Annotated in this window: 4 protein-coding genes and 1 pseudogene; all 5 read left to right on the forward strand. The window is 72.0% G+C overall.

What is annotated here, in order from left to right; genetic code table 11:
* Positions 1-458: DMT family transporter (locus HOQ08_RS13585; protein ID WP_291195891.1), on the forward strand; the 458-nt coding region annotated here is incomplete at its 5' end.
* A gap of 67 nt (positions 459-525) precedes the next feature.
* On the forward strand, positions 526-2,712 hold the full coding sequence (locus tag HOQ08_RS13590) for a protein-disulfide reductase DsbD (protein ID WP_291195900.1): 2,187 nt from the start codon (positions 526-528) through the stop codon (positions 2,710-2,712).
* Between the two features lies 1 nt (position 2,713).
* Positions 2,714-3,238: a TlpA disulfide reductase family protein gene (locus HOQ08_RS13595; protein ID WP_291195894.1), complete on the forward strand. Its 525-nt coding sequence runs from the start codon at positions 2,714-2,716 to the stop codon at positions 3,236-3,238.
* Positions 3,239-3,386: 148 nt separating this feature from the next.
* A complete protein-coding gene (aroQ, locus tag HOQ08_RS13600; RefSeq protein ID WP_291195897.1) occupies positions 3,387-3,833 on the forward strand; it encodes a type II 3-dehydroquinate dehydratase in 447 nt (148 codons plus the stop codon).
* Positions 3,834-3,873: 40 nt separating this feature from the next.
* Positions 3,874-3,959 (forward strand): annotated as a pseudogene (locus tag HOQ08_RS13605) (acetyl-CoA carboxylase biotin carboxyl carrier protein); the annotation flags it as partial.

Here is a 3,959-nt window from a genome sequence, read left to right on the forward strand (position 1 = left end):
TCGCGGCCGGCAGCGGATGGGCGATCGCGGCGTGCCTGGGCGCGGTGGCCTGCTATGCCTTCACTGCGCACTACAGCGAGCGCCGGCTGCCGGCGGTGTCGCCGCTGACCGCGGCCGCGGGCGGGCAGTTCGTCTCGGCCGCGCTGCTGGCGCCGACCACGTTCTGGTGCTGGCCGGCGCAACCGCCCGGACCGGCCGCGTGGGCGTCCGTGGCCAGCCTGGCGGTGCTCTGCACGGCGGTGGCGTATGTGCTGTTCTTCCGGCTGATCGTGCGCATCGGCGCCGCGCGCACGATGGTGGTGCTGTACCTGATCCCCGCCTTCGCGGTGCTGTGGGGTGCGCTGTTCCTCGGCGAGGCGGTGACGCCGGCGATGGCCGGCGGCTGCGCGGTGATCCTGCTCGGCGTCGCGCTCACCACCGGGCTTTTGACTCCACGCGCCGCGGCACGGCAGGCATAAGGCCGCATCCGCCGGCACCGCGGCGCGGCTGCGCCATAATCCCCCCAACCCATCCAGGGTCCCCATGATGCGATCGACGTTCTTTCCCGGCCGCCTGGCCGCCTTCGCCCTGCTGTTGCTGGGCCTGCTGTTCACCCTTCCCGCGACGGCGCAGGAGGACGACGACGGCCTGCTGCCGGTCACCGCGGCCTACAAGCTGACGGCCGATACCTCCGCTCCCGGCGTGCTGAAACTGCATTGGCAGATCGCGCCGGACTATTACCTCTACCGTGGCCGCATGAAGTTCAAGCCGGCCGACGGCGTGACGCTGGGCGCACCCGCCTTCCCCGATGGCGAGAAGCACCACGACGAATACCTCGGCGACGTGGAGATCTACCACCACGCGATCGACGCGAGCGTGCCCTACACGGTGGCGCCCGGCACCACGCGGCTGCGCCTGGGCGTGCAGTTCCAGGGCTGCCACGAGGTCGAGCCGAAGATCTGCTATCCGCCGCATACCGAGCAACTGGACCTGCCGCTGCCGGCCGCCGGCGCTCCCGCGACCAAGGCCGGTTCGCTCGGCGCCGCACTGCAGAGCCTGGGCGCCACCCACGGTTCCACCGGAGGGAACGCGCCGCTGCCGGCCGAGCAGGCCTTCAGGCTCGAGGCGCTCGCGCAGGACCCGCAGCACCTGCTGCTGCGCTGGACGATGCCGCCCGGCTACTACCTCTACCGCGACCAGACCACGCTGCGGCTGCGCGACGGCGGGGGCCTGACGCTCACGCCGCAGTGGCCGGCCGGCACGCGCAAGGACGACCCGCACTTCGGCAACGTCACCGTCTATTTCGGCGAGCTGGAACTGCCGGTGACAGTCGGCGGCAACCTCGCCGGCCGCACGCGCCTGGCGCTGGAGGCCAGCTTCCAGGGCTGCCAGGACGGTGGCCTGTGCTATCCGATGATGACCCGCGCGCTGGATGTCGAGCTGGACGGCGCCGCGCCGGTCACCGGCACGCCGACCGCCACCGCACCCGAGGCGCCGCCGGCGGCCGCCACGCAGGGCCCGCTGCAGACCAGCCTGTGGCTCGCGCTGCTGCTCGCCCTCGGCGGCGGCCTGGTGCTCAACCTGATGCCGTGCGTGCTGCCGGTGCTGTCGATCAAGGCGGTCGGCCTGCTGGAAAGCGGCGAAAGCCCGGCCCGTGCGCGGGCCCATGCGATCGCCTACACCGCCGGCGTGCTGGTGAGCTTCGTGGCGCTGGGGTTGGGCATCCTCGCCCTGCGCTCGGCCGGCCATGCGCTGGGCTGGGGCACCCAGCTGCAGCAGCCGCTGCTGGTCGGCGTGCTGGCGCTGGTGATGCTGGCGGTGGGCCTGTCGATGTCCGGCCTGGTGCAGTTCGGCGCCTCGCTGGGCAACACCGGCGCGGGGCTGGCGTCGCGCAGCGGCGCCGCCGGCGATTTCTTCACCGGCGTGCTGGCGGTGGTGGTGGCCAGCCCGTGCACGGCGCCGTTCATGGGCAGCGCGCTGGCCTATGCCTTCGCCGCGCCGGCCCTGCATGCGCTGCTGGTGTTCATCGCGCTCGGACTGGGCCTGGCATTGCCCTTCCTGGCCGTCGGCTTCGTGCCCGCACTGGCACGGCGGCTGCCGAGGCCTGGCCGCTGGATGGAAACCCTCAAGCAGTTGCTGGCCTTCCCGATGTACCTCACCGCCGCCTGGCTGGCCTGGGTGCTGGCCAACCAGCGCGGCGCCGATGCGGTGGGCCTGCTGCTGGTCGCCGCGGTGTTCCTGGCCCTGGCCCTGTGGTGGTTCGAGCGCAGCCGCGGCCGCGGCAGCCTGGTGCGGGCGCCGGTGCTGCTGGCGCTGCTGGCCACCGTGGTGCCGCTGTACGCCCTGTCGCAGTTGCCCTCGCCGGTCCGCGCGGCACAGGCGGACAGCGGAGTGGTCGCCTACAGCCCGGAGAAACTGGCCGAACTGCGCGCTGCCGGCACGCCGGTGTTCGTCGACATGACCGCCGACTGGTGCGTCACCTGCAAGGCCAACGAGCACACCGTGCTGGACACGGCCGCCTTCCGTGCCCTGCTCCAGCGCACCGGCGCGGTGTACATGAAAGGCGACTGGACCGACGTCAACCCGACCATCGCCGCTTTCCTGCAGCAGTACCACTCGCCCGGCGTGCCGCTGTACGTGGTGTTCCCGCGCAGCGGCGGCCCGGGGCGCAAGCTGCCGACGGTGCTCACCTCCGGCCTGGTCAAGCAGGCGCTGACCGAGGCGGCACGCTGACATGATGACGCGCGCGAGCTGGCTGATCCTTGCCCTGGCGGTGCTCGCCGCCGCGGCAGGTGGCTGGCTGCAGCATGCCTCGCGCGAACGGCGCGGGCCGGACCTCACTGGCCGGCCCGCTCCGGCGATGCGGCTGGCCGGCCTGGACGGCGGCACGCATGTGTTGTCCGACTATGCCGGCCGCCGCGTGCTGGTCAACCTGTGGGCCAGCTGGTGCGGGCCGTGCCGGAAGGAGATGCCGGCACTGGCCGCGGCGCAGGCGCGCTTCGGCGCTGATCGTCCGGCCGTGGTCGGCATCGCCATGGATACGCCGGACAACGTGCGCGCCTATCTCGAGGCGCATCCGGTCAACTACCCGATTCTGCTCGGCCGCCTGGACGACCCGGACAGCGCGCGCCAACTGGGCGACTCGGCCGGCGTGCTGCCCTACAGCGTGCTGCTCGACGCCGACGGCACCGTGCTGGCGACCCACGCCGGCACGCTGGACGCGGCGACGCTGCAGGGCTGGCTGCAGCCCCGGCGCTAGATTCGCCGGCGGACATACGCCTACGCACGGTTTGTGCGGCAGTTCTCCGCCAAACATCGCCGATCTGCGCCGAAGTGGACAACATCGGCCCGGGCGCGCACACTTCGCCCCTTCGCCGGACCCCGTCCGGCTGGCTGCAAGGTGTGGCGTGGCGAAGCTGCTGGTCCTGCACGGGCCCAACCTCAACCTGCTGGGCTCGCGCGAGCCTGAGATCTACGGGCACGACACGCTCGCAGACATCGACGCGCGGCTGGCCGCACAGGCGCAGGCGGCCGGGCACGCGCTCACCAGCTTCCAGTCCAACGCCGAGCACGCCCTCGTCGAGCGGGTGCAGCAGGCGCGCGCCGAAGGCATCGCCTGGATGCTGATCAACCCGGCGGCCTTCACCCACACCAGCGTCGCCCTGCGCGACGCTCTGGCGGCGGTGGCCATCCCGTTCATCGAGGTGCACCTGTCCAACGTGCACGCGCGCGAGCCGTTCCGCCGGCACTCCTACCTTTCCGATCTGGCGGTGGGCGTGGTCTGCGGCTTCGGCGCCGACAGCTACGCGCTGGCGCTGGACGCGGCGCTGCGCCGATTGACCTCAATCCCTTGAACCGTGCCGCCGCGGCGGCCCCTGAACCAAAGGCACCCTCATGGATCTGCGCAAGATCAAGAAGCTGATCGACCTGCTCGAGGAATCCAACCTCGCGGAACTGGAAATCAAGGAAGGCGAGGAAGT

It is taken from the genome of Frateuria sp. (genome assembly GCF_013362045.1).
Classification (GTDB): domain Bacteria; phylum Pseudomonadota; class Gammaproteobacteria; order Xanthomonadales; family Rhodanobacteraceae; genus Frateuria_A.

What these genes read in the sequence shown, in the direction of transcription:
- HOQ08_RS13590 (WP_291195900.1), top strand. Translation starts at nt 526, where the DNA reads ATGCGATCGACGTTCTTTCCCGGCCGCCTGGCCGCCTTCGCCCTGCTG.
- HOQ08_RS13595 (WP_291195894.1), top strand. Translation starts at nt 2,714, where the DNA reads ATGATGACGCGCGCGAGCTGGCTGATCCTTGCCCTGGCGGTGCTCGCC.